Source organism: Bacteriovorax stolpii, from assembly GCF_002872415.1.
Taxonomy (GTDB): Bacteria; Bdellovibrionota; Bacteriovoracia; order Bacteriovoracales; family Bacteriovoracaceae; genus Bacteriovorax; species Bacteriovorax stolpii.
This window is the reverse complement of sequence record NZ_CP025704.1, coordinates 1431061-1456091: the sequence shown is the minus strand read 5'-3', so window position 1 is coordinate 1456091 and position 25031 is coordinate 1431061. Positions and strand designations below refer to the sequence as shown.

At 41.6% G+C, this 25031-nt stretch carries 29 protein-coding genes and 1 tRNA gene; 13 read left to right on the top strand and 17 right to left on the bottom strand.

From position 1 onward, the window contains the following. Positions 1 to 20: 20 nt before the first annotated feature. Positions 21 to 896, bottom strand: a complete 876-nt coding sequence (locus C0V70_RS07295) for a LysR family transcriptional regulator (RefSeq protein ID WP_102243207.1) — start codon at positions 894 to 896, stop codon at positions 21 to 23. A 146-nt stretch (positions 897 to 1042) separates the two neighbouring features. On the opposite strand from C0V70_RS07295, the gene C0V70_RS07290 reads away from it, so the two are divergent. The 3 genes from C0V70_RS07290 to C0V70_RS07280 all read left to right on the top strand — a co-directional run bounded on the left by C0V70_RS07290 (position 1043) and on the right by C0V70_RS07280 (position 2787). Then, positions 1043 to 1621 carry a YceI family protein gene (locus C0V70_RS07290; RefSeq protein WP_102243206.1) on the top strand — a complete coding sequence of 193 codons (579 nt, stop codon included), beginning with the start codon at positions 1043 to 1045 and terminating at the stop codon, positions 1619 to 1621. Between the two features lie 19 nt (positions 1622 to 1640). Further along, positions 1641 to 2171, top strand: coding sequence for an adenine phosphoribosyltransferase (locus tag C0V70_RS07285; protein ID WP_102243205.1), 531 nt, complete (start codon positions 1641 to 1643; stop codon positions 2169 to 2171). Positions 2172 to 2262: 91 nt separating this feature from the next. Continuing rightward, positions 2263 to 2787: a hypothetical protein gene (locus C0V70_RS07280; protein ID WP_102243204.1), complete on the top strand. Its 525-nt coding sequence runs from the start codon at positions 2263 to 2265 to the stop codon at positions 2785 to 2787. A gap of 37 nt (positions 2788 to 2824) precedes the next feature. Here C0V70_RS07280 and C0V70_RS07275 read toward each other — a convergent pair whose 3' ends face one another. After that, positions 2825 to 3316 carry an OmpA family protein gene (locus C0V70_RS07275; protein ID WP_102243203.1) on the bottom strand — a complete coding sequence of 164 codons (492 nt, stop codon included), beginning with the start codon at positions 3314 to 3316 and terminating at the stop codon, positions 2825 to 2827. A 373-nt stretch (positions 3317 to 3689) separates the two neighbouring features. Between C0V70_RS07275 and C0V70_RS07270 the strand changes: the two genes are divergently transcribed. From C0V70_RS07270 to C0V70_RS07260, 3 genes are all read left to right on the top strand, one after another. Further along, entirely contained in the window at positions 3690 to 4379 is a 690-nt protein-coding gene (locus C0V70_RS07270; protein ID WP_102243202.1) for a response regulator transcription factor, read from the top strand. Next, a complete protein-coding gene (locus C0V70_RS07265) occupies positions 4369 to 5736 on the top strand; it encodes a sensor histidine kinase (RefSeq protein WP_133566764.1) in 1368 nt (455 codons plus the stop codon). Before C0V70_RS07270 ends, C0V70_RS07265 begins: the two co-directional genes overlap by 11 nt. Before the next feature lie 103 nt (positions 5737 to 5839). After that, positions 5840 to 6031, top strand: a complete 192-nt coding sequence (locus C0V70_RS07260; RefSeq protein WP_102243200.1) for a hypothetical protein — start codon at positions 5840 to 5842, stop codon at positions 6029 to 6031. Positions 6032 to 6105: 74 nt separating this feature from the next. Here the strand turns inward: C0V70_RS07260 and C0V70_RS07255 are convergent, their stop codons facing one another. Further along, positions 6106 to 6519, bottom strand: a complete 414-nt coding sequence (locus tag C0V70_RS07255; protein ID WP_102243199.1) for an organic hydroperoxide resistance protein — start codon at positions 6517 to 6519, stop codon at positions 6106 to 6108. A 110-nt stretch (positions 6520 to 6629) separates the two neighbouring features. Here C0V70_RS07255 and C0V70_RS07250 point away from each other — a divergent pair, with 110 nt between their 5' ends. Next, a complete protein-coding gene (locus C0V70_RS07250; protein ID WP_102243198.1) occupies positions 6630 to 7103 on the top strand; it encodes a MarR family winged helix-turn-helix transcriptional regulator in 474 nt (157 codons plus the stop codon). A 1-nt stretch (position 7104) separates the two neighbouring features. Here the strand turns inward: C0V70_RS07250 and C0V70_RS07245 are convergent, their stop codons facing one another. The 3 genes from C0V70_RS07245 to C0V70_RS07235 form a co-directional block, all read right to left on the bottom strand. After that, positions 7105 to 8196, bottom strand: coding sequence for a serine hydrolase domain-containing protein (locus C0V70_RS07245; protein WP_102243197.1), 1092 nt, complete (start codon positions 8194 to 8196; stop codon positions 7105 to 7107). Between the two features lies 1 nt (position 8197). Then, positions 8198 to 8998: an alpha/beta hydrolase gene (locus C0V70_RS07240; protein WP_102243196.1), complete on the bottom strand. Its 801-nt coding sequence runs from the start codon at positions 8996 to 8998 to the stop codon at positions 8198 to 8200. A gap of 66 nt (positions 8999 to 9064) precedes the next feature. Then, positions 9065 to 9589 carry a DUF1176 domain-containing protein gene (locus tag C0V70_RS07235; protein WP_102243195.1) on the bottom strand — a complete coding sequence of 175 codons (525 nt, stop codon included), beginning with the start codon at positions 9587 to 9589 and terminating at the stop codon, positions 9065 to 9067. Positions 9590 to 9758: 169 nt separating this feature from the next. Between C0V70_RS07235 and C0V70_RS07230 the strand changes: the two genes are divergently transcribed. Further along, positions 9759 to 9834 (top strand) — tRNA-Phe (locus C0V70_RS07230). 72 nt (positions 9835 to 9906) lie between these two features. On the opposite strand, the gene C0V70_RS07225 is transcribed toward C0V70_RS07230, so the two are convergent. Continuing rightward, entirely contained in the window at positions 9907 to 10203 is a 297-nt protein-coding gene (locus tag C0V70_RS07225) for a DUF167 domain-containing protein (protein ID WP_102243194.1), read from the bottom strand. After that, positions 10200 to 11264, bottom strand: coding sequence for a hypothetical protein (locus C0V70_RS07220; RefSeq protein ID WP_102243193.1), 1065 nt, complete (start codon positions 11262 to 11264; stop codon positions 10200 to 10202). The genes C0V70_RS07225 and C0V70_RS07220 overlap by 4 nt, the downstream gene beginning before the upstream one ends. Positions 11265 to 11339: 75 nt before the next feature. On the opposite strand from C0V70_RS07220, the gene C0V70_RS07215 reads away from it, so the two are divergent. Beyond that, positions 11340 to 13634: an HzsA-related protein gene (locus tag C0V70_RS07215; RefSeq protein WP_133566763.1), complete on the top strand. Its 2295-nt coding sequence runs from the start codon at positions 11340 to 11342 to the stop codon at positions 13632 to 13634. On the opposite strand, the gene C0V70_RS07210 is transcribed toward C0V70_RS07215, so the two are convergent. The 3 genes from C0V70_RS07210 to arsC all read right to left on the bottom strand — a co-directional run bounded on the left by C0V70_RS07210 (position 13635) and on the right by arsC (position 16210). Then, positions 13635 to 14150 carry a hypothetical protein gene (locus C0V70_RS07210; protein ID WP_133566762.1) on the bottom strand — a complete coding sequence of 172 codons (516 nt, stop codon included), beginning with the start codon at positions 14148 to 14150 and terminating at the stop codon, positions 13635 to 13637. Between the two features lie 187 nt (positions 14151 to 14337). Next, entirely contained in the window at positions 14338 to 15684 is a 1347-nt protein-coding gene (locus C0V70_RS07205; protein ID WP_102243190.1) for a hypothetical protein, read from the bottom strand. A 175-nt stretch (positions 15685 to 15859) separates the two neighbouring features. Beyond that, complete coding sequence (gene arsC / locus C0V70_RS07200; protein WP_102243189.1) at positions 15860 to 16210, bottom strand: arsenate reductase (glutaredoxin); 351 nt, start codon at positions 16208 to 16210, stop codon at positions 15860 to 15862. 69 nt (positions 16211 to 16279) lie between these two features. Between arsC and C0V70_RS07195 the strand changes: the two genes are divergently transcribed. Further along, complete coding sequence (locus C0V70_RS07195; protein ID WP_102243188.1) at positions 16280 to 16696, top strand: DoxX family protein; 417 nt, start codon at positions 16280 to 16282, stop codon at positions 16694 to 16696. Positions 16697 to 16733: 37 nt separating this feature from the next. Here C0V70_RS07195 and C0V70_RS07190 read toward each other — a convergent pair whose 3' ends face one another. Next, the gene (locus C0V70_RS07190; protein ID WP_102243187.1) at positions 16734 to 17306 is read right to left on the bottom strand and encodes a type II toxin-antitoxin system RelB family anti-toxin; all 573 of its coding nucleotides are present in this window, start codon (positions 17304 to 17306) and stop codon (positions 16734 to 16736) included. A gap of 110 nt (positions 17307 to 17416) precedes the next feature. Between C0V70_RS07190 and C0V70_RS07185 the strand changes: the two genes are divergently transcribed. Next, positions 17417 to 17992: a superoxide dismutase gene (locus C0V70_RS07185; protein ID WP_102243186.1), complete on the top strand. Its 576-nt coding sequence runs from the start codon at positions 17417 to 17419 to the stop codon at positions 17990 to 17992. Between the two features lie 2 nt (positions 17993 to 17994). Here C0V70_RS07185 and C0V70_RS07180 read toward each other — a convergent pair whose 3' ends face one another. The 5 genes from C0V70_RS07180 to C0V70_RS07160 all read right to left on the bottom strand — a co-directional run bounded on the left by C0V70_RS07180 (position 17995) and on the right by C0V70_RS07160 (position 21939). Then, the gene (locus tag C0V70_RS07180) at positions 17995 to 19164 is read right to left on the bottom strand and encodes a hypothetical protein (protein WP_102243185.1); all 1170 of its coding nucleotides are present in this window, start codon (positions 19162 to 19164) and stop codon (positions 17995 to 17997) included. After that, positions 19164 to 19970, bottom strand: coding sequence for a hypothetical protein (locus C0V70_RS07175; RefSeq protein ID WP_102243184.1), 807 nt, complete (start codon positions 19968 to 19970; stop codon positions 19164 to 19166). The genes C0V70_RS07180 and C0V70_RS07175 overlap by 1 nt, the downstream gene beginning before the upstream one ends. Before the next feature lie 138 nt (positions 19971 to 20108). After that, positions 20109 to 20345, bottom strand: a complete 237-nt coding sequence (locus C0V70_RS07170; RefSeq protein WP_133566761.1) for a hypothetical protein — start codon at positions 20343 to 20345, stop codon at positions 20109 to 20111. Between the two features lie 49 nt (positions 20346 to 20394). Further along, positions 20395 to 21132 carry a DUF3750 domain-containing protein gene (locus tag C0V70_RS07165; protein WP_102243182.1) on the bottom strand — a complete coding sequence of 246 codons (738 nt, stop codon included), beginning with the start codon at positions 21130 to 21132 and terminating at the stop codon, positions 20395 to 20397. A gap of 24 nt (positions 21133 to 21156) precedes the next feature. Then, the gene (locus C0V70_RS07160) at positions 21157 to 21939 is read right to left on the bottom strand and encodes a trypsin-like serine peptidase (protein WP_102243181.1); all 783 of its coding nucleotides are present in this window, start codon (positions 21937 to 21939) and stop codon (positions 21157 to 21159) included. A gap of 69 nt (positions 21940 to 22008) precedes the next feature. Here C0V70_RS07160 and C0V70_RS07155 point away from each other — a divergent pair, with 69 nt between their 5' ends. Both C0V70_RS07155 and C0V70_RS07150 read left to right on the top strand, forming a co-directional pair. Beyond that, positions 22009 to 22599, top strand: coding sequence for a hypothetical protein (locus C0V70_RS07155; protein WP_102243180.1), 591 nt, complete (start codon positions 22009 to 22011; stop codon positions 22597 to 22599). Between the two features lie 167 nt (positions 22600 to 22766). Next, positions 22767 to 24998: a monovalent cation:proton antiporter family protein gene (locus C0V70_RS07150; RefSeq protein WP_102243179.1), complete on the top strand. Its 2232-nt coding sequence runs from the start codon at positions 22767 to 22769 to the stop codon at positions 24996 to 24998. Positions 24999 to 25031 lie beyond the last annotated feature (33 nt).

Genomic DNA, 25031 nt, shown 5'->3' with positions numbered 1-25031 from the left:
GAAGCGTCGATTTTTTTCCCTTAGCCAATCACATCTTCCTCAATACTCCCCCACAATTCTTTAAGCACCGGCCCCATGGGCTTACTGGCATCTCTGACCATGTAGATTTCAATATCGCGGTCTTTAATCAGTGGAGTTTTTATTGGAGAGAGCTTCTTTGATGTGAGTTCTGCTTTAATCAAATCGTATGGCAGACCTCCCCAGCCCAGTCCTTGCACGATCAGTTCTTTCTTAAAACCAATATCACTTACAGTGAGGCTCTTAGAGCCTTCTAAAACACCGGTAGTGACTTTAGAGATGCGTCTGGCACTGTCTGCAAGAATAATCTGGTTATGATTGCGCAAAAAAGCATCAGTGATTTTCTTTTCATTTTTGATGAGCTGGGTGCTGATAACCGAAATCATTTTTGTCTTCGTCATAAGCCTCATATCAAACGTGTGCTCAACTAAGGGTTTAGGTGTAATGGCAATATCTACATCGCCATCTATAAGCCGCTCTACAGTCCCTGAGAGAATTTCAAATTGCAGCACGAGCTTCGTTGAAGGGTGCTTGGTAAAAAAGTTTTTAAGAAATTTAAGCACCAATGAAACCGGGCTGACGGCGTCGATACTTACACGGATTTCTGGCTCAACTCCTTTGCTCATTTGCATCGCCAGAGCTTCGAGCTCACGGAATTCTCGGAGTAAAAGTCTCGCCTTTTGATAAAACACTTTTCCATCCGCTGTTAAACTCGGGCGGTATTCATCGCGTGAGAAGAGCACTATTTGGTACTCTTCTTCCAGCTTCTTAATTGCCATGCTAATAGAAGGCTGGCTTTTGTGAAGATAATCGGCCGCGGCCTTAAAACTTCCCTCTTTAACGATGGCCTCAATAGTCAGCAGCTGTTCAAGTGTCATTCTTACAATCTCCGTACTTTTCTTGCATTAAACATCATCACAAAAACTTATTAATCCAATAGATAAATTATAATTTGTTTTTATACAAACCTAAGTTAGGATTTTTGACAAGAATATTTCTTTTTTAAGTTTCATTAGGAGGAACTATGTTAAGACAATTACTCATTGCTACTGCTCTATTCTCATCAGTTGCGGCCTTCGCAAAAACAGAAAAAGTGGAAATCGATCCAGCTGCTTCAAAAGTGGTTTACACAGGAAAGAAAACTCTTGTTGATAGCAAACACACTGGTGAAGTTAAGATTAAAGACGGTTTCCTTAACTTTGACGGAAACACACTTAAAGGTGGAGAATTCGTTATCGATATGACGACAATCACAAACACAGACCTTACAGACGCTGAGTACAATAAAAAATTCGTAGGCCACATCACAAGCGAGGATTTTTTCGACACAGCAAAATTTGGAACATCTAAGTTAGTGATTAAGAACGCGAAAAAAGAAAAAGACAACACTTACAACGTTACTGGTGACCTTACAATCAAAGGAAAAACTGCTCCAGTTAATTTCACAGCACTTGTGACAAAGTCAGAAGCTTCTGCTAACATCACTGTTGATAGAACTAAGCACGATGTAAAGTACGGCTCAGGATCATTCTTTAAAGATCTTGGTGACAAAGTTATCGCTGACAACATCGAATTCGTTGTAACACTAAAAGCTAAGAAGTAATTTTATAGGAGAGTTTAAAATGAGTGATATCGCGCAACTAATTAGAACAATTCCCAATTATCCCAAAGAAGGAATTATGTTTCGCGATATCACTACTCTCTTAAAAGACCCAAAAGGGTTTCAAACCACTATCAATATGCTGGTGGAAAAGTACAAAAACGCACCTATCGACTACATCGCTGGAATTGAGGCCCGCGGCTTCATTCTAGGCTCTGCCCTTGCTTTTGCTCTAGGAAAGGGATTTATCCCGGTTAGAAAAAAAGGAAAGCTTCCAGGAAAAACCATTACTCAAAATTACGACCTTGAGTACGGTTCAGACACTATTGAAATCCACGACGACGCCCTTCACTCTGGCGCCAATGTCCTTTTAATCGACGATTTAATCGCCACTGGCGGGACAGCTATCGGGGCCATCACTCTGATTGAGAAAGTTGGTGGAAAAATCTATGAGACGGCCTTTGTGGTCGACCTGCCGGAATTGGGCGGGGCTAAAAAAATCCAGAGCATGGGCCATAAAGTCTTCACTCTATGCTCATTTGCCGGACACTAGTTTACCTCTGACATAAGTATTATCTATTTTTTGTATGGTACTTTTTGTACCTATCCAACTATAAAGCCTCCATTCAACTTTTGGAGGCTTTATGAAAAACACACTGATCATTCTTTCTTTACTTCTTTCTGTCTCATCAATGGCAAAAGACATGTCTCGTTCTGAAAAATACGAAGACGCTTATGTTGAACTTGAAGACGGTTCAAGCCAATACATTGGTGGATGTTCAGTTCACCAGGATTATGAAGGAAAACTTTTTACAGTTGATAGCACAATCGTTAAATACTTCGAGCCTGAATATAACAACGCTGAAAGCACAATGGCGAAACTTAAGAAAGTAGACCCAATTCTTCTGGCGGCGGCCGCAGAAGGTTCAGGATCAGATGTAAAAGAATTCTTCTCACAAGTTGATGACATCACTCTTGAGAAAATCACCAGCACTGTGTTTAAAGGCCTGGACCTTTACCGCTTCAACATCGGAGTTGGCGGTGGAAACGGCTACTATGAAGTGTACAACCGCACTGAGAAAAAAGGCGTTGTGAGCTATACAAAACTATCAAATGTGTTTGATGGAGATATTGAGTACTGTGACAGCAGTGTTTGGTTAAATAAGTAATAATAAAAAAGGCAGGTCTTGGACCTGCCTTTATTTATTATTTTGCAGTAACGACGAAATTCGCTCTTCTGTTTTTCGACCACGCTTCTTCATCGTGACCAAAAGAAACCGGTTTTTCTTTCCCTAATGAAATCATAGTGAGTTTTTTTCCGTCCACTCCGCGGCCGGTTAAATAATCATACACCGACTGCGCTCTTTTTTCCCCTAACGTGAGGTTAAACTGCGAGCTTCCTCTTTCATCTGCGTGCCCTTCAATTTGAATATTCACTGCATCGTTCGCCACTAAAAAAGCAATATTTTCATCCAGCATTTTTTTAGACTCAGCGGTGATATTGGCCGAGCGGTAATCGAAATAAATGGTTTTTAAGTGCCCAGCTCTACCCGAATCAGAGTCGCCGTTTAATTCCAGGACGTAATCATTTTTTCCTGAGACATCGGCATCGCTGTCATCAGCACCATTTTTTTTCTTAGCGCTTGAACAGGCCACAACAAAAATTAATAATGAGAAAAGACAAAATTGTTTTAACATTCACGACCTCTAGTTGGATTAAACTCTTAACGGTAATGATAAGGCCAAGAGGCAATTTGATGAATGGTTTGAAAATAAAATTAATCTTATCTTAGTAAGTAGACAGAAGGTAAAAGACACTAGCAGGCTGATCCTTGGGGTAACCAACCCACCAGTGTGTTCTGAGGTGTGTACGAAGGGCTTTCGTACGGACATCATAACTCACGTCTCGGAATTTTTTTTGGGTAAGTGTATTTTTTTTAGAAGTCTTCGTTTCGCAGAAAGGCAAATAAATCAAGAAGATAAGTCGAAAATATGATTAATTTTATCTTCGAATAAACCCCAAAGCGCGAAGCTTCTTGATCCTGTGTCACAAGATGTTTATCATTTTCGGATGGACACTACCGCACATATCATTATCGCTGAAGACGAACCAACCATTGCCAACAAAGTAAAAGAACTCATCACCGAACTCGGCTGGAATTCGGATTTAGTCGGCAATGTTCCTGACCTTTTAGAAAAATTAGGAAACACAAAAAGGCCTTATGATATTGTCGTTCTTGACCGCATGATGGGGGGAGCTGATTCGGCCGATTATGTGGCCAACATTCGCATGCAATACCCTGCTTTGAGAATTTTCGTTTTATCGGCCATCGACTCTTCACTGGAAAAAGCGAAGCTGATTGATAGCGGCGCTGACGAATACCTGGCCAAGCCTTTTGAGTCCACTGAGTTTAAAGCAAGACTAAAAGCTCTGATCAGAAGATCATCTAATTCAGATGCTCATCTCAATTACAGTGTGGCCAACCTCACACTCGATCTCATTCACCGCACAGTTGCAGTTAATGGTGAAGTGCTAAACCTCACTGCTAAAGAATTCCTGGTTCTCCACGCTCTTTGCTCAGTCATCGGAAAGATCTACAGCAAAAATCAATTGATTGAATCTATCTGGGGCTTTTCTCTGGAAAATGAAACAAACGTGGTTGAATCAACAATGAATAGTTTAAGAAGAAAGCTGGAAAACGCCGGTTCAAAAGTGCAGATTAAAAACACCCGTTTTGTAGGATACTGGGTTGAAGTTTAGATTTTTCCTCATATTGCTGCTCTCTCTTTGTACTGTAGGGCTCGTTCTCTCGGTGAGTTTTAGTTATTACCTAAACACCGCACGTCTGGAGCTGATTGACCTACAATTGAGAGAAAGTGCGGTTGCTTTAGTTAACTCGGAACTTCCAGATATTAAAAAAATCAATTTTGATGAAGCTGAAGAAATTATTTCTGAAGAATTGGGAAGTAACCGCATAGGTAAATTTTTTATCGTCAGAACTGATCCCGGTGAAATTATTTTCAAATCGCAAAGTGCGACGCTGATGAATATTGATCCACCAAGAGATCCACAACTCTACTCTTACAGTGTCAACGGAAAGACTTTGCGAATCCTGAACTTAAAACTTCCCAAGAGACCTGGAAAAACACTACAAGTCGGAGCGGTCATTGACCCTACATTATTTGACTGGTGGTTCATTTCCAATAAGCTTGCTTTGTACTTAGTCGTTACGATCATTCCGATTCTTATTTTTTCAATTGTCCTTACCAAATACTTGCTTAATCCATTAAAGCTAATGGCGGGACATCTTCAACTGGCAAGCCAGGACCTGCAGAATTTAAGACCTGTCCCTTCACTTCCTAAAAAACTTCTTAAATACACAAAAAAATCTTTTTTAAACAACGATGAATTCTCTTCTCTGGTCGACAATACCAGCGATCTTTTAGAAAGAATTAACATCAATTATAAAATGACCAGGCCCTGGACTTATCAGCTGGCCCACGAAATAAAAACTCCGCTTTCTATTTTAAGTTTTGATGTTGAATCCCTTGGTGAAGAAAAATTAAAAGACCCAACTCTGACTCAATCAATGCGTGAACAAATTGAAAGAATCTCTAATATCGTTTCGCAATTTTTAGAGTGGGCCAGTGTTGAAAACACTCAACAAAAAGACAATTTATTTGCCATCAGAATTGCCAGCTCGATTGAAAATCAGATTGAAGGCTTAAATCGCCTGCACCCAGGAAGAATTGAATATAAAATAAAAGAAGATTTTGTCGTCATCTCCAATCCACAACATCTTTTACAGTTGATTACCAATCTTTTAACCAACGCTTTAAACTATTCACCGGAATCCTCTCCTGTGACAATTGAATCTTTCGACAACACTCTTCGCATCAGCGATCTGGGGCCGGGCATTCCTAAAGAAGTTATTGAGAGAATCGGACAGCCATTTAATTCCGGACCACACAATCCAGTACTCAAACATAAACGCACGGGTTTAGGCTTAGCGTGGATCAACACATTAACAAAACTTTATAACTGGGATCTCGATATCAATTCGGGAACTCACGGCACAATTATCACGATAAAATTCACAAAAAATCTCATTACTTAGTCGCTTTTTTCCCTCGAAGATAAAGAAAATTTTATTTTACATTTCTACTGTTTCATCAGGGTGAGTGCTATAGTTGGAACTAATCAACAAATGGAGATTGAAGATGAAACACTTGTTACTGGCCTCTGCCCTTTTATTATCACTAAACGTGGCCCACGCTAAGAAAACAACAAAAAAAGCAAAACTTTCTAAAGAAGATGCAAAAGAACTTTGCCTTACAACAAAAGGCGCTGAGCTATCAAAAAAAGAACTTAAAAAATGTATCGCAAAAGCTATGCGTACAGGAAAAGCTTAAGAGCACTTTTTCTGTATTCATATACTCCTAGGAAATGGCCCCCTTCTTTAGCCTATTGAGAAGGGGGCTTTTTTTTATCCAAGTTTTAGATTTACATTGATGTTCCCACGAGTCGCGTGCGAATAAGGGCAAACGACATGGGCCGTCTCCATGAGCTTCTCGGCCACACTTCTGTCCACTCCGTTAACTTTTACAGTCAAAGCAACATCGAGCATGAATCCCCCATCATCTCTGGCCCCAAGGCCAACAGTGGCCTCTACCGATGTTTCACCAATGGCAATTTTTTGAGTGCGGGCCACATGCCTTAAAGCGCTTTCAAAGCACGCCGCATACCCAGCAGCAAATAACTGCTCAGGATTCGTTGCCCCACCTTTTCCTCCCAGCTCTTTAGGTGCCTGAAGCCTCACCTCCAGCATTCCATCATTTGATCTGGCAATACCGTCGCGTCCACCGCTAACAAGGGCCGAAGTTTGATAAAGTGTTTTCATATGTCTCTCCTTTTTTTGTTACTCTCTGAAGTCATCCTAACTCTCAATTAAATTGCATACAATTTAATTTTATGCTATCTTGTTAGACAAGACCTGCACAGGAGATAAGTATGTCAAAAAACAAGACATCAAAGATCGACAGCGAAAAAATTTTGCATTTGGACAATCAGCTATGCTTCAAGTTATACGCCGCCAGCAAGGCCATGACCCAGGCCTATGCCCCATTGCTAGCGCCGCTTGATTTAACTTATCCGCAGTATTTAACGATGATGGTTTTGTGGGAAAACGACGAGATTGCAGTCAAAGACCTGGGCGAGCGCCTGAGCCTGGATTCAGGGACTCTCTCTCCGTTGATAAAAAAGCTCGAGGCCAAAAAGTTTTTAAACAAGACAAGATCCGATACAGATGAACGCGTTGTCACCATCAAGCTCACACAAAAAGGAATAGACTTAAAAAAGAAAGCGCTGCTGATTCCACCACAAATTGCCTGCCAGGTAGAATTGCAGGAAAAAGAATTTTTTGATTTACAAAAACGTCTTGCCCACTTGATAAAGAACTTAACAAAACCAGAGGATGTCAACTAGATCACTCACTCTTGCATGAGGCCCACTCATCAAGAGACGTTCTCACAGTCCGCTCTAATAACGCTCCATTTTTAAATGTCTCCAGAGCTCCCTGTCTTGCTAAAATACCAATGTAATTTTTTTGCCTGTCCCAAAACGGATAAGCGCCATAACTTCCTGGACTAGACACGCGCACGCCTGGCGTGCAGGTATAAGTTGAACTCTGGCACTCATGCCATAACCCAAATCCATAGTGCCACATTTCTCCAAGTGCATTGACGGCCGGAGAATTGCCAAACACCACTCCTGCCGTTTGATCCATGAGAAGCTGCGATTGAAGATTGGCAGATAAAAGTGTCCCATTTTTGAGCGCGCGTAAGAAGGCCAGGTACTCCACCCCTTTCCAATGCATTCCACCTGCCAGGCGTGGGTTGGTGCTCGATGGAAGATCATAACTGCCAGAAGGGAAAAGCCCCGTCTCCAATTTAAAGCTATTAAAAACATCCTGCCACGAAGAGGCCCCTTTTGCTTTTATGGCCATCATACCGGCCACTTGCATATGCGTGCTCGAGTAATAAAATTTTGATCCCGGAACAACTCCATTGCCTGAATTGGTGGTGGCGATATTGCGCACACAATTTTCAAAATCAAAACTTCCGGCATTTAAACAAAGAGGTTCTGTTTCCAGCCCTGATGTAAAACTTAAAAGTTGAGCAAGATTAATGTTGTAAAGAGAATCAGTGCTCACAATCGGCCACGATGAAATATACTTTTGTGGTTTATCTGTCAGGTTTAAATAACCTTGATCCACTAATCGCAGAATAATAATCGAAGACACTAGTTTTGAAGTTGAGGCCGATTCATAAAGGCTTGAAGCACCCGAAGTGCCACGGCTAAAAGAATATTGCCTTCCGTCTGAGCGCTCCACTAAAAGAGTGAAGTCTGCATCAGTAGTGGCATTGGTGAGTGTTTGATTAAGTTGATTTTCAATCGCTGTGGTTGAGCAGGCCAGAGGTCTGATCACTCCATCGACTCCTTCATCTTCCACTGTTGTTTTGTCTTTTTGACAAGAGACCAAAAGGGCCAGAAGCAGGAGCAATGAGAGTTTTTTCATATTAGACCCAGTTGATTTTTTTTAAGTACTTCTTCACATACGAAGCCGCCCCTTGCGGTTCGTGATGAGGAAGTTTGGATGGCTTATCTATTGTAACTCTGTTGTTTTTTTGCACAAGAGCTTCCATAAATCTCTCGGCCCCATCATCGCCTACAACCAGGTCATCAATCCCTGATATCAAGTGAATGTCCTGATTTGTCAGCGCCAGATTATATTTTTCGTCTCTGATCCATGGGAAAACATTGTCCGGTTTAAGCTCTGGAGACACCAATTGTTCCCTGACTTTTAAAGTCGACTTATAAAAAGGCGTATCAAAGAGATGGACCACATCTTTTGGCGCCATTCCTAATCCAACACCGATCCCTCGTTTTTCGTATGCTTCAAACTCTTTCATCATCAATGCTTTCAAGGCCAGGAGCGATCCAAGCGAATGCCCGCCCAGGACAAGCTTTAATTCTCCCGGCGCTAAGAAGTGTTCATTGAGCGGGAACTCTTCTTTAAAGGCCACAGAAAGCCCTTTAAACGCTTCTAAAAAGAGTTTGTGAGCATGCTCTTTGAACTCTTCAAAACTCTCCACTTCAGAATAATTTCCCTGGTAGTGTCCTGGAATATCAAAAAGCGCACACGAGACACCAACTTCTGCCAGGCGAATAGGCCAGTTAATGATCGAACTCTTATCCGCCGTGTAGCCGTGAGTAAGAATGGCAAACGTCGGTTTAACCTCTCCGTCTAAATCCGGAAGAAAGTACATGACGTTAGTTTTTTGATTCTGATAGTTGAGATAGCCTTTTAGAATTTTCATACGGCATTTATAACAAAAAGGGAGACCAGATGTCTCCCTTCTTATGTGCAATTTGTTTAATCCAAATTATTTTTTGTAGACTACTGGCCACTCTGATTCGAACTCACCATCACAAGAATCTTTTACTCTTGCTTCAATAAGAACGAAACGTTGGTTTTCCGGGCTGTATTGATAAGTTGCTGAGCTTCCACAGTCCCCCATTCCACGACCTTTTTGGAATGTTACAAGAGTTTTAGTTTCAGCATCATAACCAGCGCCCATTAAATCAGATGTCGCCATGATTGATCCGTCGGCCGCCACTTCTGCAACTGCTACGTTAGTCACTTCTCCCCATGGAGAAACGATATAAGCTTTTTCTAGAGAGTTGTACGCATACATTTCACAACCAAGAACATAAAGTGTTGCGCCCTTTGGAGAATACTCTGATCCTGGAAGTTGATAGGCTTCTCTTTGCAGGTATTCATTTGATGCGAATTCAGGACAAGCATTTGTATGACGGTCTAAAACTTCTTTTGGAATAGTGATCTCACCAGCAAACGCAGTCACAGCAGACAATGTAAGCGCAAGAGCGAATAAAGATTTCATTTTCATTGGGAAACTCCAAGTTTAAGTGTGTGTTGATGGCCATTTTTAACACGCCTAGGAATTTTTTGTTTGGAATCTGAAAACTTTATAGGATACAAAAACGCTTATTTTTTAAGAAAATAGTTTGACGGACTACCTCAAATACCTTATTTTTTAGATTCCAAAAAATGGTCTTGCCCAGGTAGCTCAGTCGGTAGAGCAAGGGACTGAAAATCCCTGTGTCGGCGGTTCGATTCCGTCCCTGGGCACCATCTTGGTACTTTAAAAACCTCGTTTAACCCACGAGGTTTTTTTTTGCCTTTTTTCAAGCAATTAACCTTTTTCTAATCTTCTAAAGACAATAACCTTTTTACTTCATCCACCTGCAGGTCAATAAGTAAGTCCTTCTGTCGTGAAGTCTCACCTCTTTCAAGCTCGATTCTACTTTTACTAACTCCCAATAATTTTGCAAAAAAGACCAGTACTTCTTTATTGGCCTCGCCATCTACTGGAGGCGCTTTAATCTTAACCTTTAAGCGGGGTGGTTCTCCATAGAGACCAGATATTTCGTTTCTGCTGGCCCCAGGTTGGACATAAATGCGCAATAAGCACTGATCATTTTTTGGTGAAAGATAATTCACTTTTTTAAACCCAGTCGTTCATAAACTTCTGCCGGAATATCTTCTTTATTTTTATAAATAGTCCATCCACATGGTTTAGCAGGATCGGCCTGAAACTCTACAACCAGTTTAGGATAACCAAAAAGATCTATTGAATGCTTTTCATTAATCGCACAATGTGAGCAGTACATATTCACTTCGCCACACTTATTCCAACCCAGCTGATGCTTTTCTTTAAAATTGACGATGTCATCACCCAGTCTTCTTCTAAGCGCTCCACCAGAGCCACATGGATCAAAGATCAGATTAATTTTTTTGTCATCTTCTTTAATAATTGTTTGTCCCTGACGAGCGGGGCCAGAGAAGTGAAACCTCAAATGTTCTGCTAAAAAGGCGGCCAAATCGAGTGGAGTTAAAACTTTTGTCAGCTCCCACATCCCATTCCAAATCGGGTTGCGCAAAATACTTTCATTCGAAATATCCATGCCCATTTTCTCTCCGTAATGTTTCATTACAGTCGTTGGGTATGAGTAGATAAATGTGATCAAAGAATCATGGCAAATCAAATCGTGGTGATGATAATGATCGACATCAATAATGGCCTTATTTTTATCTCCAGCAGTGATGGCCAATACTAAAGCATCTTTTTTTTGATTGAGACCCTCAAGAATTTTTTGGCCATCTAAAAAAAGAATCGTCTCGGCCGTAATATATTTCCTGATAAAATCCAGTACTGCTTTATCTTCAGCAGAGTGATACTCTAAGGCCATTTTATCAATTAAAATGTTAAATTCTTTCATAGCCTCTGGACGAAGGTTTTTTTCCTTTGTTGCATCTAAAAGTTCAGCGCAAAGTTTTACCTGGGCCACACACCAATCGTTTAAAAGACTCAACATTCCTGAATTCTGGGCATGAAAAGCACTCAAGTAAGCTATTGCTTTATCCTTTTCCCCTTGAGCAATAAGGTTCTTTAACACTTGATAGTCAGGGACCTCCAGGCTGCGAGGCTCCCCCATTCTCATAGGAGCTCCGGTTATTGAAAAGACTTCCAAACGTTCAGGCCCCTTAAAGTAATCACCCATAATTGTTTTCCTCGATGCAATAAAGTGCATTCTGACTTTCCAAAGCACCTCATTCCAAGTTATAAAACAAGTGTAATGAGCGCTCTAAAGTCTGCCTATTTCCTATTGATTGTCTTAATTCTAACCGGATGTTCCGCTTCCCACAATAGTGCTTCCTCAAACACTTCTCCAGAAGTCGAAAAGAATTATCCAATAATGTCTGTGGGCCATCCCATCGTCTTTACCACCAATGTACCGGTTGTGAGCATGAAAGGGCACTTAAACGCTTTTGGAAACCACGGGACATCTATTGTGGATTCAATCCCTGGTGGTGACCTCTACATTCGTTACCCTAACGGAAACCTAAAAAATCTGACGGCCGCTGCAGGTTTTGGAATCGAATCTGGAGAGATTCAGGCAGGTGCTAAGGCCATTGCCGTACGCCAGCCAACTGTTCACTGGAGTGGGAATAAAATTCTTTTTTCCATGCTGATCGGTGGACCAAAGGAGCGCTTTGACCGTGCCAGTGAAAGACGTTGGCAAATTTACGAAGCTTCAGGTCTTAATGAAGATGATAAAGTTATTATCAAAAAAATCCCTTATCAGTCTCCAAATTACAACAACCTCTCTCCAATCTACGGGGCCACTGACGATATCATTTTTGTTTCAGATGCTCCTCTCTACGATATGAAACATACCTACCCCCAACTGGATGAGTATGAATCGACTCCTTCCAACACCGGGATTTGGAAAATCAATCTGGAGACAAAAAAACTTTCCATGATTGAACACGCACCAAGTGGTGCTTACGATCTCTCTCTCGATAGTTTTGGCAGAGTCATCTTTACCAAGTGGGATCACTTAAAAAGAGACCAGCAGGCCGATGCCGACCGCTATGAAAAAGGCAGTTACCGAGCTTTTGATTTTCCCGATGAAACTTCAAGTGCTGTAAGAACAAAATTCCCGGAACTTGATGAAAATGGAAAATACCTGGCGGACAAGCGCGGAGTCCTTTATGAACTCTTCCCTGAAGCTCGCTCGATTAAAGACCCAACCAAAGACCCTAATGAATCAATCAATAACTTTAACCAGTTTTTTATCTGGCAAGTGAATGAAGATGGATCAAATGAAGAGACTATTAATCATGCCGGAAGACATGAGTTTGGTGGCTCTTATATGCCTCCCGTTTTTCTTGATGACCCCAACCTAAGCGAGTTTTTGCCCCGAGAGGGCGTGAATAAAAAAATGCGTGACACGATTGCCGGCAATGCGGGGATCTTTCAATTAAAAGAAGACCAGGACAATCCTGGAACCTATTTAGGAACATATGCACTGGAATTCGGTCGCGAAGCTGCCGGTCGCATCGTTGAGTTTAATCTGCCCCCGGGAAAAAATCCGGAAGATGTCATCATGACTGATTACACGAATGCGACGCTGGATTACTTTCCAGAAAGAGCAAGTGAGAGGCTTCCAACAATGACCGGGCACTACCGCAATCCTGTAAGGCTTGCCGATAGAAGTATTCTAGTGGCCCATACCAATGAATACCGCCTCAACGAAGACGATTCAACGGACCCTGGAACAACCAGACCGCGTTTTATTTTCAGGCTTAAAAAAATGATCCCTAATCCTTTTGATACCGATATGATTGCCGGCAATCCACTGACGGAAGGAATTGTTAAACACGTGCGCTGGTGGACGGATGCTGAAACTCCAAAAGAGTATGTAGGCCTCTTAAATGAAACTGACGCCGTCGAAGTGCGCCCTCGCCCACGCCCTTCAAGCACTCCACTCATGGCCACTGACCCCATTGAAAAGGCCGTGCTCACTGAAGAAGGTGTTGATGAAGTTGAGTTACAAAACTGGCTTAAAGAAAAAAAACTGGCCCTGATCGTTTCCCGCAATGTCACGATGAGAGATAAGGCCGATGTCAGTCAGCCATTTAACCTGCGCATCCCTGGCGGTGCCGAAAACATTCCGGCCCAAGGAAAAGTTTACGACATTTCAAAACTTCAAATCTTTCAGGGTGAACTAACCCGCAGTTATGAAAAACAAGATGGCCGCAGAGTCTACTCTCGTCCGGTGAGAAATAATGAACATCACCCGGACATTGAAAAATTCTATAGCGATAAAGGGAAAGTGGAATTAGGTCTTGATGGATCGATGGCCGCTTTTGTTCCTGCAGGAAGGGCCCTTTCATGGCAGCTGGTGGATCCAAACGGAAAACCAGTCGTGCGCGAGCGCGTTTGGGTGAGTTTTGCTCCAGGAGAAATTAGAACGTGTGCTTCTTGCCACGGGATCAACTCAACCACTCACAACAAATTGCCTGAGCCAAAAAATAAACCAGAGGCCCTAAGAAACTTAATTCGCAACTGGAAGTCACTTAAGTAATCATCCGCACATTCTTTTTCTAAGTGAGATGTTCTCTTTGTTTTTAATCTGATCAACTAAGGCGGAGGCCTTATTGAGTTCATGATAAGAGGATTGAATCGTCATCAGGTAATTCTGGCTTAAACTCATAAACTCTTCGTTTTTTTTGCGGACATTCATCATTAGAACTGACGGTCTTGTGGCCGCCTCTTCTGTGATCCTTGCCTCGATTTTTACATTGTAGCGCTGAAAAGCTTCGATATACTTATTCATCTCGGATTCATGCCCTTTGAGCTTCTCCTGAATATTGACGACTGAAGCGTTAAGCGAATCCAGCTGAAACGAAAAATGATCGACTCCGACCTCGCGGCCTTTTGTGTAATTAATGTTCCTCATAAGTGAATCACACTTTCTCCCCAGGTTAATGGCCAGGAAGTGAAGCTCATAGACCTTTTTAAGGCCAACTCTTACTTTGACTATCGAACTATTTTGAAACTCCAATGTGCCAGCTAAAAATTTTGCGAAATTATTTTCCATGGCCACAGATTCGGTGTGAGCAGAAAACATCTTGAGAGATAAATTTGTTTAAGTCCCTCTTTCGCTGATGTTTTTTTTGTCTCATACCAAACCATATTTTTGAATTAGCCTGAATGGATGTTCCAATCAGAATAAAAAAGGGCCCGCAAGCGGACCCTTCTTATACAAGGAAAGAGATGTCTCTTTTTTAGTCAGCTTCTGCTTCGACACTTGTGCCGACAGCTAGCTCACCTAACTTAGGAAGAAGAACGTCTCCAACATCACTATAATCCATTTTTAATTTCAGAGTGACCTGGTGCTTTTTAGTGAATAGTCCACCTAACTTTGGAGCTCCCAGGCTTTCAAGGTCGATGTCTACTCTTGTGACTGCTCCGTCAAACTTCGTTTTGAATTGAGACGGTTTTAAAGTCTTTTCAAATTTTACGTCATCTTTCTTGGCGATCTTAACCTGAAGAGTTGATCTCGCCTGATCGAATTTACCGTTTACAACAAACGATAGTGAACGCTTTCCAAGATCAACATTAGAGATCCCTTTTTCGTTTACAGAGAAAAGGTCGGCTTTGTTATAAAGAGCTACTTTGTAAACCGCTTTAATAGAGTTCAGGTCTGCTTGTGCTTCGTTTTTCACATCTCTTTTAACAAAGGCCACAGCTTTTGATCCGGCAATTTCTTTTCCAAGGATTTCCAAATCCCCTTTTGTGCTTAGGTTAACTGTGTATTGAGAAGCAAGGTCAGCACCTTTAGCATCAAAAAGAACCTGTACGTTTGCCTGGTGAGTTTTTAATGTCACTTCGTATGGAACCTGAACGTCTTTTTTACAAGCGTATGGAACTTGTCTGTATAGAGTTTCGTTTCCACAAACGTTTTCTGTGTATGGAACCTGACGACAAACTTGTTCAGCTGGTACCCAGTCACACTGCTGACGTGAACGGTTCTCACACACTTCGTGTGGGCGGTTTACTTGACGGCATTCCTGACGAGAAGGACCAGCAGAACACTCTCTTTCTTCGTAAGGAACCTGACGACATTGCTGTTGACCTGGTCTTGATTCACAAACTTCTCTTGGTGGGATTTTTGTACAACGGTTCTCTCCGTTAACTACACGGCACTGAACCTCTCCAGGAATTGTATGGCACTGTTGTCCACCACCTGAAGTTGTACATTCTTGTCTATAACGAACAACCACGCGGCACTGCTGTTCACCTGGAACTGTTCTACATTCATTTTCATAACGATTTTCAGTTCTACAAACTCTGTCGTAAACAGTTCTACATTCCTGGTGGCCAGGAATCGTTTCACATTGTTGACGGTATCTAGTGACATCACGGCAAACATACTCAGTATAAGCTTCGCTACGATAGCAAGTTGAATCTACTGTCTCTGTCTTGTAACGAGTTTCTTTTAGCCAGTTTTCCAGATCGAAAATTTCTTCTCTTTGGTTTTCGAAGTTAATTGTCTTTGAAGTTTCTGCGTGAGCGATGCTCATAACCAGCATCATAACCATCACAAGCAGCGTGCGTGCTGTTGATATCATTTCGTCCCCCTTTGACTACTTTGGATTTTTAACAAGAGTAGTAGAGGCAATTGGTATGCCATTTTTGTTCAGCGTTTGACTCGCGTCAAGTAAACAAAAATTCATCGAGACAAGATAAATCTCAGAATGTTGTATTGGCCCCAGTGCCAGAGCGACACCAGAGCGTGTAAGGCGTTTAAAGAATCGACGTCACTAACTCTGAAGGCCTGGCGACCACTGCTCTCTCACCATAAATAAAGATCGGTCGCTCGATTAAGATCGGATGTTTCATTAAAATTTGAATCCATTCTTTATCAGAAGGATTTTTATTTGAGAGACCAAGCTCTTTATAAACATCTTCTTTTTCTCTCACCATTTCTTTATAAGTAAGGCCCAATAGGCTTGGTAAATGTGAGAGAAGTTTTTCTTTGAGTCCATCTTTTAAATAATCAATAGTATCAAACTCTATACCTTGCTCTTCCAAGATTTCTTTTGCTCCTCTGGATTTTGAGCAGCGTGGATTGTGAATTAAGATGGCCTTTTTCATTGGTAATTTTCCTTTTTGCTGTTAGCCTATTTTAAAAGCATTTCACAAAAAATTCCACAGGAGACATTGATGATCAAAAAATTGTTATTCAAAACAACACCAGAGAGTTCACTCTTAAATGAAACTTCGCTACTTGTTCTTAGGGTGATTGCCGGGCTACTGATGGCCTCGCTTCATGGTTTTGGAAAAATGCCTCCGGGTGACAAACTTATCGGTGGCGTGCAGGCCTTAGGATTCCCGATGCCTGTTCTTTTTGCTTGGGCCGCTGCTCTTGCTGAACTTCTTGGTGGGATTTTCTTAGCTGTTGGGTTTATGACCAGACCAGCGGCACTTTTTATGGCCTTCACTATGCTTGTTGCCGCTTTTGGAGCTCACCTTGCTGACCCATGGGACGTTAAAGAACTTTCTCTTTTATACTTTGGTATTTCTCTGATCTTCGCAACTCGTGGAGCAGGCAAATTCTCTATTGATCATTTCATGAAATAATTTTTTATGCCCCACTAAAGTGGGGCAGTCTTAGTGATTAAGCTCCAAGAGGAGTTAAAACAACTACACTCATTCCAATCGCCACTCCCTTTCCTTTATTCACATACACATGATTAACTTCACCAGGAAAGGCCAGCACATCACCCTTCTTAACAACATAAGTGTTGCCTAAAACATTCACCGTCATCTCACCTTGAATACAATGAAAATATTCCTTTGTTCCCGAAGGATGTGGTGTCCCCTTCATCTGAGCGCCAGGTTCAATCTCAATGCGGTCGATGTCCATATTGGGAAGAGCATCTGGAAGAAGTTTATAAATAAGCACTGCCCCCTGACTTCTGGTCTGAACAGTCACTTCGTCAGCGGGAATAAGTTTGCAGACAATGTCTTGAGGTGTAAGCAGTTTCTCAATGGGAATATGCAAAGCCGCAGATAAACGCGCCAGGTTGGTAAGTGAAGGATTTCCCACTCCCGATTCGAGATTGGCAATAGTTGAACGGGGCACTCCCACTAATTTTGCCAGGGCCTCCTGAGTCAGGTTTCTCCTCTGTCTTAGTTCCAGTAAGTTATGTGCCAGGTTATGCGAAAGTAACTCAAACTCTTTGTCCATATAATATCCGCCTTGTTATTATTTTAGCAAAGATCTAATAAGTTAACAATTGGCTGAGTTTAGCGAGCTATAGGTTTAAATTAGGCTTAGGACTAATCAAGGAGAAATCTATGTCATTTACACTACCAGAACTACCATATGCAAAAATGGCACTTGCCCCTCACATGTCTGAGGAAACTCTTAATTACCACTACGGTAAACACCACAATGCTTACGTGACAAACTTAAACAACTTAATCAAAGAAACAAAATTTGAGAAGATGACTCTTGAAGAAATCATCCTGAGTTCTGAAGGGCCGGTATTTAACAATGCTGCTCAAATCTGGAACCACACATTCTTCTGGAATTCTCTTTCTCCAAACGGAGGCGGTGAAGCGACTGGAAAAGTGGCAGAACTGATCACAAAAAAATGGGGATCGTTTGAGGCCTTCAAGGAAGCTTTCACAAAGTCTGCGGTTTCTAATTTCGGTGCAGGATGGACTTGGCTTGCTCTAAATAAGGCAGGAGAGCTGGAAGTTGTGAACACAAGCAATGCCCAGACTCCAATCACAACAGGTCACAAACCTTTAATCACTGTAGATATTTGGGAACATGCTTATTACATCGATTATCGAAATGAGCGCCCAAAATTTATTAATGCATTTTGGGCGTTAGTGAATTGGGATTTTGCTAACAAAAACCTGTAAGACTAATGGCCGGTTGAGTATTCATTGCCCAAGGGACCTCTGCATCCCTTAACGCCCATGCAATGCTCTTTTAAATTCTTAACCTGCTCAACAGTGTTGCTGTTTTCAGTGTAAGACACCTTCATATTACCAATCGCTTTCGGGGGCATCCCGGGTATCATGTGATACTCGAGAGTCCCCTCTTTGGTTAAATAAAGTTTTTTCTGGCAATTTGTAATCTTTTCAGCAGAGAAATTATTATCGCGAGCGCACAGGTAGCGCTCACCAGTGGTTTGATCAATTCCGCTTCCGCTAATCAAGAAAGCATGAGCAGTCGATCCTTCACCAAGCTGATTTAAAACAATAGTCGGTTCTTGATGCTTACCTAAGCGGTACTCAATATCATCAAACAATTTGCTGTAATACTCTTCGCCTTGAGAACGCGTGCTGGTCACCATAGTGAGCCCCTGCATACTCATAGCATTTTCGCCCCAGTTTTTCTTCACTGATTCCTGCAGGAGATCTTTTACTTCGGGATCACTTGAGAATTCTTTTAGGTTTTTAAATCCCATAATCTCAACAGGCTCATTATTGTTGATCTTATCAATGATGTATTGGTAATTTCTTATTCGCGCGGATTTTTCATCTTCTTCGGCAAATGGCTTCTTATAGTTGGCATTAAAAGTCGCCAGACGGTTAAAGCGTTGGGTAACCACTGCATGCCCCCAGCAATACCCTGTATATCCACTGTCTTTTTTGTAAAAGGCCGTATCACCGTTATTAAAAGAGAGTGAGTTTTCCGGTGCATCGTTGTCCACACCACGGTCTAAAATATCAAATCCTTCTGGACAGAGTTTTTCACACGAACAAGACTTGTTGTCACAAGTCCCCCAGGCCTTACATGAACAAAGCTTATCTTTAATCTTAGAAAATTGATTGGCAGTCTTATCTAAAACCATAACCAGGGCATCTTCTGCTCCACTCACGCAAGCACCACTGCCACTGATATAAGAAGTCTCCTTGCTCATTCGCTCTTTTTCTTTGAGCTCATCATACATCTCATCACTGCTTGAGCTGCCGAAGCCTTTACCGGTAAAAAGATTGGTAAACGCTGAACTAACCGCTGTCCCAAGTTGAGATTCACAAGAAGTAAAAAGTACAATTAAAAGCATAAGGCATATGTTCTTTTTCATTATTTAATGCCCTCCACTGCTTCTAACAGGTATTTTTTCTCCTGGTTTTCTTCTTTAAAGTACGTTTGAGCGCGAGCGAGTTTCTTTTGATCGAACTTGCCCTGTTTTAAATAATCGCTCAAGAGCCCGCACAAGATAATGCTGTAGGTGTAAGCATTAGGATATTTTTTATATTCGGGTGCACAATAAAGCTCTTTAACATTTTTTTTATTAACTGCGACGTTAAGTGTGTCGTAGGCAATGATATTAAAACTATCCTGGCTTTGTTTAATGGCATCCGGGTTAATCGCACTCAACCCCTTTTCAAATTCTTTATTTTTAATCAATTCAATCAAGTTGCTCTCTTCTGCAAAATAACCATAGAAGCCAGGCACCTCACCTTTTCCACTGAGACTTTTTTCAATAGCACTCAGGTAGTATTCAATATCCTGTGTTTTATATTTACTGTTGTCTGCAAAGTATTTTTTGGCTGCTTCATACCCTGCCTTAAGCTCCGCCTGATCTTTGTCATTCAACGCAATGGCCATCAAATTGATATAAGCTTCTGCTTTGTTTTCTTTAACGTTTAACTTAATCGCATCCTGGTAATACTTTTTTGATTTGTCATAGAAGCGGTATTGATACAACTCTCTTCCCGCAAGCAAATTGACGAAAAATTTTTTCTTGTCATCAACCAGACTAGACTGCAGTTTGCTTTGCACTTCGGTCTCGATTTTTTCAAGGTCTTTAGTGGAGATTACTTTTGATTGAGGAGCTGCAAATGCAGTACTCAAAACCATTGGAAGGAGGAGTAAAAACGTCTTCATAAATTAACCTGGATTTAGGGCCCGTAATTCTTATTAATTATAGAGACGAATGAGATTTTTCGGTAGTAGAGCAAAGATGATCACCATACGTCGAACGTAAAAACAATCACTTTGCTCTCTTTAATCCTAATATTCTACTTATTTAGTCGTTTTAGGCTTGGCAGTTTTTTTGGCCGGTTTCTTAGCTGCAGGCTTCGTTGGGATTTTGCCTCTGTCGTCTTGGACTGCTTCGCGCCCCAGGTAATTAGATTTTTCACCTTCTGATAAACCAGCATTTGGAGTTTCTGGTGTCTTCCATTTTTCAGTTGCGTTCTCAATTGCTGAACAAGAAACCAGCATTGCAAGAAGCATAACTAAACTTAATATTTTTTTCATTTCCACTCCTTCGAAAAAAGATTTTTTAATTATAAAGATTTTTTTAAAATTAATCAAAGACTGGTTTATCATCCATCCCCACTCTGCCTACTAAAGGAAGTTTAAGAGCAGGACGTAAAAAATCTAAACCAAAAGAAAGTCCAAGCACATTGACTTCAACTCCTTCGCCAAGACCTAAAGTAAAACCAAGAGCGCCGACAATAGAAAATTGAATTCCAGTTTTTGTCTCTGACCATCCCAGAGGCTGGCCTTTATAGATCCAGTCTTTCCCAATGGCATTAGAAGGAAGTTCCACCGTCATGCCTTTAGTTGAACGAATAATGTGCGAGACGAATGTATTGCTGTTGGGCCCAGGCCATGCACGGTATTGTTCAGCATAAGGATAACTTTTAACAGCAGCTTCCACTTCTGGAATCATGGCCTCTGCTTTTGGCCCAATATAACTGGCAATCAATTCTGGTCTCGCTCCAAACCAATGGCGGTCAGGAATGTCTTTTTCCACTCTGATAACCGGAAGACCGCGCTGGGCCCTCCAGCCAATCACATGGTAAGTTGTGTATTCAGGTGCATTTTTTTCTTTGGTGACAACCCAGCTGTGCACACTGAAGTATCCTCTCCAGCTTACTGTTTTAGCAGCGTAAACTTGAACAACAGCTTCTTTTTCAACACTAGGAAGTGGAGCGATCTTAGCACTTTCTTTCGTCGCCGTTCTCCAGTCTGTCGTTTGAGCACATGAAAAAAATGTCAGGGATAATGTCAGAAACAACATCAGGTTTATGTTTTTCATTTCACTATCAAATCAGATTGTTTTTTATTTGGCAAAAGAATGAACAACAGTATTGTCAGAGTAACGGTCAAAATTTTTCCAGGCATTAATCAGTGTGTAATTCTTGGAATTAATGTACACACCACCATTTTTTTCCGGACCACCAAAAGTATGAACACCAATGACATAGTTTTGTGAATCGTTTTGTCTAAAGAGTGCACTCCCTGACATTCCACCATATGAATCACAGAAATAACTAAGAAGATTTCCGGCCACGACTCCAGGGCACGTCACGCTCCATTGAGTGCCAAACTCTTTATCACCAGGGTAGCCGGCAAAAGTAATCGGTGCCGTTTTTCCTTCAACCATTTCTTCTTTAGTCAAAGACCTAAAACCGGCCCAGCCAATTTTATCACCAAGATTTTCTTCCAGTTCAACTAATGCAAAGTCGAATTCCTCTTTCATCGTTTCAATATATTCTTTCTGAATAAAAAAACGCTGGTAAGTTGATGAGCCAAGTCCCGGATCGTTTTTAGAAAGTTTTCCCGCCGTAAAAAGAAGTCCTTCACTCCACTCTTTCGTTTTAAAATTGTAAACACAGTGAGCGGCCGTGAGCACATGGCGAGGTCCAATCAAGACTCCTGTGCAAGTTGCTTTAGTCTTTTCATCATAGATGAGTCCAATCACTTTATTTCTAAAATCAGCAAGCGAAAGCACCTGAGTGCGCGCGTATTTGCCGTGGATATTTTTAATATCCATTGCGGGCGCACCCATTTCCTGAGCACTGCCTGGAACTAAATAAAAGGCCAATAAAATTGTCATTAACATGTTAGATTTCTATTAATGGAAAAGAATTTAATTGCCAAGCGGTATGTAATTTCGCTAGAAGCCTAACCTATGAAAATCTTAATTAAATCTACACTTTTTTGTGCTCTTTTACTAACTTCACAGCTTCAGGCGAAGACCCCGGTTGCCTCAAAAGGCGTTGAGGAATACTTCAATGTCCTGGCACGCGACAAAGTAGACTTTGAACCTCAAGGTATGGTTTGTGAGCGAGTGGCAGTCAGAGAAGTAGAATCAATTTACCCTTCTGCAAACTATGACATCATCAACAGCATCCGTTACGACGACAAAAAAACAACAATCGGCGAACTCGATGTCGTTGTGATCGACAAAAATACAAACCAGGTTGAAGCTGTGGCCGAAGTGAAATGCTGGAAGAGCTTTAACGGGGCACTAAAAAAGGCCAAAGAACAGCGCATGCGTTTTTTAACTTACCTTAACCGCAGCATCATCATCGAAGACAAAGATGGAAAGCGCTACTCAAAAGATCAATTTAAACGCATCCAGAAATTCTTCACTATTTCTCAAGCTGGTGGGATGAATCAAGGTTTTGATTTTGAACTAAGTTTGAACTTCAAAGAATTAATGGAACTAAGAGGCCGACTACTGGACTGTAAAGCTCAGGGACGTTGCCCACAAAGATAATACTCGCAGCTTTGATGAAGATAAGATTTTTCTTATCTTCATCAGCTTTTCCTCTGACGCATTTAACATCCTCTTTTTCAACTCACTAGGTATTGAAAAAAACGCCTGTCTCATGTAGCGTTTTTATTGAGAATTTTCGTTATTATTCATCTTTAACCAAGACACCTATGGCCCACTTACCTGATCTGATTCGCGACCTCGGTTTTATCCTCATTACTGCTGCATTCGTTACCCTATTATTTAAACGCCTCCGCCAACCAGTTGTTCTGGGGTATTTAATCGCCGGTTTTTTTCTGGGGCCAAACTTCCCCTTCTTTATCCACGTTCAGGACACTCAATCAGTCCACATCTGGGCCGAGATCGGGGTTATCTTCCTGCTCTTTGGTCTGGGGCTTGAATTCAGCTTTAAAAAACTCTCGCGCGTAGGAAAGAGTGCGGGGATCACCGCATTTGTTGAAGCGGCCTTTATGTTGGGAATTGGTTTTTTAACCGGAAAGATGATCGGTTGGAATAGCATCGACAGTCTTTACCTTGGTGGAATTCTTTCCATCTCTTCAACAACCATTATCGTGCGTGCCTTTGATGAACTAGGGCTTAAAGGAAAAAAATTCGTCTCCCTGGTTTTTGGGATTCTGATTGTAGAAGACTTGATTGCTATTTTGCTTCTCGTTTTACTTACCACGGTCGCAGTCTCCAACACTCTTTCTGGCTCAGAGCTCGCCACGGCCACTTTCAAGCTCGGCTTCTTTTTAACATTATGGTTTCTGGTCGGGATTTACGTTATCCCGAATCTGCTCAATGCCATTAGAAAACTTTTAACTCCGGAAACAACAGTCGTTCTTGCCCTTGCACTTTGCTTAACGATGGTTATCGTAGCGACAAACGTGGGCTTCTCTGCTCCCCTTGGGGCCTTTATCATGGGGTCAATTTTAGCGGAGACTAAAGAAGGAAAAAATATTGAACATTTGATTAATCCAATCAAAGATCTTTTTTCCGCCGTCTTCTTCGTTTCAGTCGGAATGATGATCAACCCGAACTCTCTCTACCAATATGCGGATATCATTTTACTGATCACAGCTGTCACGATCGTTGGAAAAATTTTAAGTACAACAGTAGGTGCGCTTCTTTCAGGACAGTCGCTTAAGACTTCAATGCACGCCGGTCTCAGCTTAGCGCAGATCGGGGAATTTTCTTTCATCATCGCGACTCTTGGTCTGACTCTGAAAGTGACCAGCGAGTTTCTCTACCCTATTGCTGTGGCCGTTTCAGCGATTACCACATTTACGACCCCCTACTTAATCAAAAATTCAAATGCTCTTTATGAAATGATCAGCGGACGCCTGCCTCAAGGGCTTAAAGACCAGCTCACTCATTACGAGACGACTTTTGCTCACAAAAGTGAAGTGGGAGTTTACGGTCTGCTTTGGCGCGCCTACGGGATTCGCATTCTTCTCAATGTGACCATCGTTGTAGGGATTGCTCTTTTTACAGAGCAGATTATTCTTAACTACGTTTTTGATTTAACCACATACTCTCGAGATATTCCTGGTATCGGTGCCATCATTGCCATTATTCTTTCCGCGCCTTTTTTATGGGCGATTATCTTTGGGGCCCCTGCTCAGTCTTCTCTAAGCAGCTCAACTGATGTGGCCAAGCTAAGAAACCTTCTGGTTGGTGTTACTATTACCCGTGTGATTTTGGGAATCATTTTAGTGTTGGGACTCATCAGTCGTTTTACGACGATGCACAGTTCATACCTTTTTGCTTTCCTGGTCATTGTAGGTGCAGCGATTGTCTTTAGAAATTTCATTGAACCTTTCTACCACTCTATTGAAGAACGTTTCATGTACAACTTAAATGAAAAAGAACGAGAAGAGCTGGCCCTGCAGAAAACAAAACCTGTCCTGGCCCCATGGGATGCAGTCATGTCGGAGTTCGTCGTTTCACCTAATTCAATTATTATTGGGAAAACTCTCCAGGAATCAGAGCTTAAGGAAAAATTTGGTGTCACGATCGCTTTAATTGAAAGAGGCCACAGAAAAATTATGGCACCTGGAAGAGACACACTTCTGATGCCTTTTGATAAAGTTTTCCTGATCGGAACAGACACTGAACTCACCGAAGCTAAACGAGTGATTGAAGCTGAAGATTTTCATGCAGAGGTTCCAGAACATGCTAGTTATGGACTGGAGAGCTTTACATTATCCAAACACTCAACATACATTGAAAAATCGATCCGCGAATGTGGCCTGAGAGAAAAAATTGAAGGTCTCATTGTCGGTGTTGAAAGAGATGGTAAACGCTTTCTCAATCCAGACTCAGGAATGATCTTAAAAGCAGGAGATCTTCTTTGGGTTGTGGCCGACATCAAACGCGTAAATCAAAATCTAAAAAGTTAAAAAAGAACCTTCTCCTGGATGAGAGGAGAAGGT

What these genes read in the sequence shown, in the direction of transcription:
- C0V70_RS07295 (WP_102243207.1), bottom strand. Translation starts at nt 896, where the DNA reads ATGACACTTGAACAGCTGCTGACTATTGAGGCCATCGTTAAAGAGGGA.
- C0V70_RS07290 (WP_102243206.1), top strand. Translation starts at nt 1,043, where the DNA reads ATGTTAAGACAATTACTCATTGCTACTGCTCTATTCTCATCAGTTGCG.
- C0V70_RS07285 (WP_102243205.1), top strand. Translation starts at nt 1,641, where the DNA reads ATGAGTGATATCGCGCAACTAATTAGAACAATTCCCAATTATCCCAAA.
- C0V70_RS07280 (WP_102243204.1), top strand. Translation starts at nt 2,263, where the DNA reads ATGAAAAACACACTGATCATTCTTTCTTTACTTCTTTCTGTCTCATCA.
- C0V70_RS07275 (WP_102243203.1), bottom strand. Translation starts at nt 3,316, where the DNA reads ATGTTAAAACAATTTTGTCTTTTCTCATTATTAATTTTTGTTGTGGCC.
- C0V70_RS07270 (WP_102243202.1), top strand. Translation starts at nt 3,690, where the DNA reads ATGGACACTACCGCACATATCATTATCGCTGAAGACGAACCAACCATT.
- C0V70_RS07260 (WP_102243200.1), top strand. Translation starts at nt 5,840, where the DNA reads ATGAAACACTTGTTACTGGCCTCTGCCCTTTTATTATCACTAAACGTG.
- C0V70_RS07255 (WP_102243199.1), bottom strand. Translation starts at nt 6,519, where the DNA reads ATGAAAACACTTTATCAAACTTCGGCCCTTGTTAGCGGTGGACGCGAC.
- C0V70_RS07250 (WP_102243198.1), top strand. Translation starts at nt 6,630, where the DNA reads ATGTCAAAAAACAAGACATCAAAGATCGACAGCGAAAAAATTTTGCAT.
- C0V70_RS07245 (WP_102243197.1), bottom strand. Translation starts at nt 8,196, where the DNA reads ATGAAAAAACTCTCATTGCTCCTGCTTCTGGCCCTTTTGGTCTCTTGT.
- C0V70_RS07240 (WP_102243196.1), bottom strand. Translation starts at nt 8,998, where the DNA reads ATGAAAATTCTAAAAGGCTATCTCAACTATCAGAATCAAAAAACTAAC.
- C0V70_RS07235 (WP_102243195.1), bottom strand. Translation starts at nt 9,589, where the DNA reads ATGAAAATGAAATCTTTATTCGCTCTTGCGCTTACATTGTCTGCTGTG.
- C0V70_RS07220 (WP_102243193.1), bottom strand. Translation starts at nt 11,264, where the DNA reads ATGGGTGATTACTTTAAGGGGCCTGAACGTTTGGAAGTCTTTTCAATA.
- C0V70_RS07215 (WP_133566763.1), top strand. Translation starts at nt 11,340, where the DNA reads ATGAGCGCTCTAAAGTCTGCCTATTTCCTATTGATTGTCTTAATTCTA.
- C0V70_RS07210 (WP_133566762.1), bottom strand. Translation starts at nt 14,150, where the DNA reads ATGGAAAATAATTTCGCAAAATTTTTAGCTGGCACATTGGAGTTTCAA.
- C0V70_RS07205 (WP_102243190.1), bottom strand. Translation starts at nt 15,684, where the DNA reads ATGATATCAACAGCACGCACGCTGCTTGTGATGGTTATGATGCTGGTT.
- arsC (WP_102243189.1), bottom strand. Translation starts at nt 16,210, where the DNA reads ATGAAAAAGGCCATCTTAATTCACAATCCACGCTGCTCAAAATCCAGA.
- C0V70_RS07195 (WP_102243188.1), top strand. Translation starts at nt 16,280, where the DNA reads ATGATCAAAAAATTGTTATTCAAAACAACACCAGAGAGTTCACTCTTA.
- C0V70_RS07190 (WP_102243187.1), bottom strand. Translation starts at nt 17,306, where the DNA reads ATGGACAAAGAGTTTGAGTTACTTTCGCATAACCTGGCACATAACTTA.
- C0V70_RS07185 (WP_102243186.1), top strand. Translation starts at nt 17,417, where the DNA reads ATGTCATTTACACTACCAGAACTACCATATGCAAAAATGGCACTTGCC.
- C0V70_RS07180 (WP_102243185.1), bottom strand. Translation starts at nt 19,164, where the DNA reads ATGAAAAAGAACATATGCCTTATGCTTTTAATTGTACTTTTTACTTCT.
- C0V70_RS07175 (WP_102243184.1), bottom strand. Translation starts at nt 19,970, where the DNA reads ATGAAGACGTTTTTACTCCTCCTTCCAATGGTTTTGAGTACTGCATTT.
- C0V70_RS07170 (WP_133566761.1), bottom strand. Translation starts at nt 20,345, where the DNA reads ATGAAAAAAATATTAAGTTTAGTTATGCTTCTTGCAATGCTGGTTTCT.
- C0V70_RS07165 (WP_102243182.1), bottom strand. Translation starts at nt 21,132, where the DNA reads ATGAAAAACATAAACCTGATGTTGTTTCTGACATTATCCCTGACATTT.
- C0V70_RS07160 (WP_102243181.1), bottom strand. Translation starts at nt 21,939, where the DNA reads ATGTTAATGACAATTTTATTGGCCTTTTATTTAGTTCCAGGCAGTGCT.
- C0V70_RS07155 (WP_102243180.1), top strand. Translation starts at nt 22,009, where the DNA reads ATGAAAATCTTAATTAAATCTACACTTTTTTGTGCTCTTTTACTAACT.
- C0V70_RS07150 (WP_102243179.1), top strand. Translation starts at nt 22,767, where the DNA reads ATGGCCCACTTACCTGATCTGATTCGCGACCTCGGTTTTATCCTCATT.